The 4,060-nt window shown below is 64.1% G+C and carries 4 protein-coding genes and 1 pseudogene; 3 read left to right on the top strand and 2 right to left on the bottom strand.

The window, feature by feature from the left end; genetic code table 11:
* A pseudogene (locus tag VMJ11_RS19555) lies at positions 1 to 435 on the bottom strand (IS91 family transposase); the annotation flags it as partial.
* Between the two features lie 469 nt (positions 436 to 904).
* Positions 905 to 1,030: a hypothetical protein gene (locus tag VMJ11_RS19550; protein WP_256211476.1), complete on the bottom strand. Its 126-nt coding sequence runs from the start codon at positions 1,028 to 1,030 to the stop codon at positions 905 to 907.
* A 209-nt stretch (positions 1,031 to 1,239) separates the two neighbouring features.
* Here VMJ11_RS19550 and istA point away from each other — a divergent pair, with 209 nt between their 5' ends.
* From istA to VMJ11_RS19535, 3 genes are read left to right on the top strand one after another with little or no spacing between them, the layout of a single operon-like run.
* Positions 1,240 to 2,742, top strand: a complete 1,503-nt coding sequence (istA, locus tag VMJ11_RS19545) for an IS21 family transposase (protein ID WP_090836205.1) — start codon at positions 1,240 to 1,242, stop codon at positions 2,740 to 2,742.
* Positions 2,729 to 3,493, top strand: a complete 765-nt coding sequence (gene istB, locus VMJ11_RS19540; RefSeq protein WP_090836204.1) for an IS21-like element helper ATPase IstB — start codon at positions 2,729 to 2,731, stop codon at positions 3,491 to 3,493. Before istA ends, istB begins: the two co-directional genes overlap by 14 nt.
* Positions 3,490 to 3,711, top strand: coding sequence for a hypothetical protein (locus VMJ11_RS19535; protein ID WP_090836203.1), 222 nt, complete (start codon positions 3,490 to 3,492; stop codon positions 3,709 to 3,711). Before istB ends, VMJ11_RS19535 begins: the two co-directional genes overlap by 4 nt.
* Positions 3,712 to 4,060 lie beyond the last annotated feature (349 nt).

Genomic DNA, 4,060 nt, shown 5'->3' with positions numbered 1-4,060 from the left:
GAAGGTGACGCCGCCTTCGTCGAGCGCGAGCAATCGCCGGTTCGAGATTGCGACCCGGTGGGTGTAGCGCGACAGGTAGGCGAGCACCGCTGCGGGGCCGGCAAACGGGCGCTTGGCGTAGACCACCCATTCGCAGTCACGCAGCGGCGCAAGCCACCGGGCAAAGGCGGCGGGGTCCGCGAGCCCGGTGGACTCGCCGAAGAACTGCAACTGGCCACGGTGGTGAGCTGCTTCAAGGGCCTCAAGGAAGCGGCGCCGGAACAGGCGCGAGAGCACACGCACTGGCAGGAAGAAGCCAGGGCGACAGGCGATCCAGCGCTCACCATCGGGTGACAGCCCGCCACCGGGAACGATGCCGTGCACATGCGGGTGATGCGTGAGCGCTGAGCCCCAGGTGTGCAGCACGAGCGTGGCGCCAATGTCGGCGCCCAGGTGTGAATGGCGGTCGGAATCCGACATTGGATGGCGGCGTCGGACAGCCGTGCGACGCGATTGCTGTTCAGCCCGGCGACTCTGGGACGTTTCATGAGGCTCAGATTCGGGTGCGTCGGAGGGAGCCCGTAGGGCGAGCGCAGACGCACCGGGGATGTGCGGTTCGGCAGGGGGATGACGCGGGAATCGGGATGCGGTAGAAGAACGACTGCAACTGACCGCCGAAGAAACAGGCCCGACACCGGTCCTAACCGCCAAGTTCATTCCAGTGTCGAGCCCCACACGCGCACAACGGGGTACGGGTGCCGGGCCAGTATGGCACGGCTGATCCGCCCCGTCGATACCGCTTCGGCATTGACGGGGACTGCCGATGCCGGCCACTGGCCGCCTCTTTCTGTGCGCCCGCTGCCGGGCGCAGGTCGTCGTGTGCCGCCGTTGCGATCGCGGCCAGATCTACTGCGGTGGCGACTGCTCACAGGCCTCGCGCCGCGCCCGCCTGCGCGAGGCTGGCCAACGCTATCAACTCAGTCGTCGTGGCCGCTTTGCACATGCCGAACGGATGCGTCGCTATCGTCAGCGCCTCAATAAAGTGACGCATCAGCGTTCTCCGACACCCGTCGCCAATGCTCTACTGCCACTGACTTCGACGACGACGGCAACCGCATCGACATCCACTGTCGCCGCGCCCGGATCGACGCCTTGCTGCTTCTGTCGCCGCATCTGTTCGGGCCTTGTACGCATCGGGCCACTGCGCCGTCGGGTCTTCCGTGATGTTCGTACTACTACTGACAGAACAGGAAACGACCCATGACCATTGGAGCTGAACTCGAGGCGCAGATCCTGCGCTATTACCACGTGGAGAAGTGGCGTTGCGGCACCATCGCGCGCCAGTTGCGCGTGCACCGCGGCACCGTCCAGCGCGTGCTGGCCCAGGCCGGCCTGCCCAGGATTGGCGCCGTGCAGCGAGCCTCACAGATCGATGCTTACCTGCCATTCATCCACGAGACGCTAAAGAAGTTTCCCTCGCTCACGGCCAGTCGCCTGTATGCGATGGTGTATGAGCGCGGCTACAGGGGCAGTCACCACCACTTCCGGCACCTGATCTCGCTGCACCGGCCACGCCCGGTACCGGAGGCTTACCTGCGCCTGCGCACGCTGCCCGGGGAACAGGCGCAGGTCGATTGGGCCAGCTTCGGTCACCTGCAGATCGGTCGGGCACGACGACCGCTGATGGCCTTCGTGATGGTGCTGTCGTGGTCACGGCAGATCTATCTGCGCTTCTTCCTCGATGCACGTATGGACAGTTTCCTGGCAGGACATGCCGGCGCCTTCGAAGCATGGTCCGGGGTCCCCAGGGTTCTGCTTTACGATAACCTGCGTAGCGCCGTGCTTGAGCGTCAGGGCGATGCGATCCGCTTCCACCCGACATTGCTCGCGTTCGCCGCGCATCATCGTTATGAGCCTCGTCCGGTGGCTGTCGCACGGGGCAACGAGAAGGGGCGCGTTGAACGGGCAATCCGCTTTGTACGCGAGAGCTTCTTTGCCGCTCGCAGATTCACGGACCTCGACGATCTCAATGCCCAGGCGGCAATCTGGTGCGCGGGACCCGCTGCTGAGCGGCCCTGCCGCGAAGAACCCATGATCACCGTGCGCGAGGCCTTCGGGCGCGAACAGCCCAGCCTGCTCATGTTGCCGGAGAATCCGTACCCGTGTGAGCTGCTTCTCGCCGTGAAGGTCGGCAAGACGCCCTACGTGCGCTTCGACCTGAACGACTATACGATCCCGTATACCCATGTGCGACGCACGCTCACGGTACGCGCTGATCCCCGGCGCGTACGCATTCTCGACGGCGCCGATCTGCTCGCCACCCATGAACGTAGTTACGATCGCGGCGCGCAGATCGAGATTGCCGCACACATCGATGCGCTCGTCGCAAGGAAGCGCGAGGCCCGTCACCATCGCGGTCTTGATCATCTGGCCCGGGCTGCGCCGGCCAGCCGGACCCTGATGCTGCACGCCGCTGAGCGTGGCGGCAATCTGGGCAATATCACCACGCACCTGCTGCGACTGCTCGACCGCTATGGCCCCGCCGAACTGCAGGCCGCGATCGAGGAAACCCTTGCCAGCGACGCGGCGCCTCATCCCAATCCGGTACGTCTGGCGCTTGAGCGCCGGCGCGAGGCACGGCAGGCCCCGCCGCCAGTCACCCTCATCCTGCCCGAACACGTGCGTAACAAGGACACGCTGGTGACACCACACCGGCTCGACATCTACGACCAGCTTGCGGGAGGCGCCGATGAACACACCTGAGAACCTTCAGGGGCGCGCGAACGCCCTGCGTCTGTACGGACTGCTCGCGCATTGGTCCGATGTGGCCGCCGAACAGTGGGTCGCGCCGCTGTTGCAGTGGGAAGAGGATGAGCGCGCCCGCCGATCACTGGAGCGACGTATCCGCGATGCACGCCTGGGCAACTTCAAGCCGCTGTGCGACTTCGACTGGAACTGGCCCACGCGCTGCGACCGGCTTGCCGTTGAAGAGCTGATGTCGCTCGGGTTCGTCAGGGATACCGCCAACGTCGTGTTGATCGGCCCGAATGGTGTCGGCAAGTCAACCCTCGCGCTCAATCTCGCCTATCAGGCGCTCGTGCACGGTCACACCGCGCTGTTCACTACCGCCGGTCAGATGCTCGGCGAACTGGCCGCACTGGACAGCGATTCGGCGCTGCGTCGACGCCTGCGCCGCTATGCATCCCCTGACATCCTGGTGATTGATGAGGTCGGTTACCTCTCGTACTCAAACCGCCACGCCGATCTGCTGTTCGAACTGGTCAGCCGCAGGTACGGCTCGGCAAGTACCGTGGTCACAACCAACAGACCGTTCTCCGAATGGCATGAGGTGTTCCCGAACGCCGCCTGTGTCGTCTCGCTCGTTGACCGGCTGGTCCATCGCGCCGAAGTCATTGCCATCGAGGGCGAGTCCTACCGGGTCAAGGAAGCGCGCGAGAGGGCCGAGCAACGCGCCAGCAGACGCAGTAGCGCGCGTGCCGAGAAGAAATCATGAAGTGCCTGGCACACCTGCCTTCGGGCATTACCCGTGGGCTCGACTTCCTGATACCGGACAACTGGTCGCCGGAACAGGCGCTCGCCGTCGTCGAACTCATCGAGGATCTGCGTGCGCGGATCTGCATGCACTATGACCTCGCCCTGCATGACCTGCTGCGCGAACAGCATTCCCCTCCCGAGGATCCCAATCTCAACGACATCAGCGATCCATTCTGATTGGGACCGGCCGCCCCGACCGAGGCCGTCAACGGCGCTTCATTGTTGACGGTCCTGGTCAACCTTGCGCCGCCATTTATGTGCGGATTTACGCCGCCGTCAACAGGTGGCGTGTTGAATCACACCGGTATTAAGACTGGACCCCTCGCAAGTGACTGGCGGGGTTTTTTGCAGATGACGACGGCTAGATGTATACGTTCAGTGCCTGGAGCTGAATTCGAGTTATCGCGAGTCGGCTCTTCACCTCGAAAAAAATTAACCGATTCAGTGGCGACATGCGGTCGGATATGTGGCATCTGCGCAGGTATGCCGCTCGACTGTCTGGACGCCACTTCGTCACCGGATGCGG

The sequence above is a fragment of the Paraburkholderia sp. genome (assembly GCF_035501035.1).
In the GTDB taxonomy this organism is placed as follows: domain Bacteria; phylum Pseudomonadota; class Gammaproteobacteria; order Burkholderiales; family Burkholderiaceae; genus Paraburkholderia.
Note: the sequence above shows the minus strand (reverse complement) of the source record. Positions and strands in the feature narration are given on the sequence as shown.

What these genes read in the sequence shown, in the direction of transcription:
- istB (WP_090836204.1), top strand. Translation starts at nt 2,729, where the DNA reads ATGAACACACCTGAGAACCTTCAGGGGCGCGCGAACGCCCTGCGTCTG.
- istA (WP_090836205.1), top strand. Translation starts at nt 1,240, where the DNA reads ATGACCATTGGAGCTGAACTCGAGGCGCAGATCCTGCGCTATTACCAC.
- VMJ11_RS19535 (WP_090836203.1), top strand. Translation starts at nt 3,490, where the DNA reads ATGAAGTGCCTGGCACACCTGCCTTCGGGCATTACCCGTGGGCTCGAC.
- VMJ11_RS19550 (WP_256211476.1), bottom strand. Translation starts at nt 1,030, where the DNA reads ATGCGTCACTTTATTGAGGCGCTGACGATAGCGACGCATCCGTTCGGC.